This window comes from Pseudoxanthomonas kalamensis DSM 18571 (genome assembly GCF_010211745.1).
Classification (GTDB): Bacteria; Pseudomonadota; Gammaproteobacteria; order Xanthomonadales; family Xanthomonadaceae; genus Pseudoxanthomonas_A; species Pseudoxanthomonas_A kalamensis.
This window is the reverse complement of record NZ_PDWQ01000119.1, coordinates 1-549: the sequence shown is the minus strand read 5'-3', so window position 1 is coordinate 549 and position 549 is coordinate 1. Positions and strand designations below refer to the sequence as shown.

1 protein-coding gene is annotated in these 549 nt (G+C 66.1%); it reads right to left on the bottom strand.

Going from position 1 to position 549, the window contains the following annotated elements; all coding sequences use genetic code 11:
* Positions 1 to 447 (bottom strand): ParA family protein (locus CSC70_RS14305; protein ID WP_162457230.1); only part of this gene is annotated, 447 nt, incomplete at its 3' end.
* Positions 448 to 549: the final 102 nt, after the last annotated feature.

Here is a 549-nt window from a genome sequence, read left to right as displayed (position 1 = left end):
CTTGGTGCGTGGATCGACGCGGGTCAGCAGCACGCGCACGTCCAGCTCGGGGTTGTAGTCGCGGGCCAGCTCGACGACTTCCAGCAGGTCAGTCATGGCCGCTGCGTCCAGATTGGAGGCACCGACCGGGATCACGGCACTCTGGGCCAGCAGCAGCGCGGAGCGCAGGCCCACGGAATCACGGCCGCCTGCATCGACGACGACGTGCTCAAAGCCGGTGGCCAGTTGCTTGCCTTCGGCCAAGATCGCCTTGCCAGCGAGGCAGGTGGTGGTGGGCGACGGGTCGTACTGCGTCTCACGACGCCATGCCGCCCAGCTCGCGGCCGAGGCCTGCGGGTCGCCGTCGATGAGCAGCGTCTTGCCCTGACGGGCCAGCATCACTGCCAGATGCACGGCGGTCGTGGTCTTGCCGACGCCGCCCTTGGTGTTGACACACGCGAAGATCATGGGTGCTCCTATCTATGTATATACATACCGATGGGCAGCGCGGCGGCTGGCCCTCGACCTGCCGGGTGCATCCCCGGCCCTGTGACTCGGTAAGTATATATA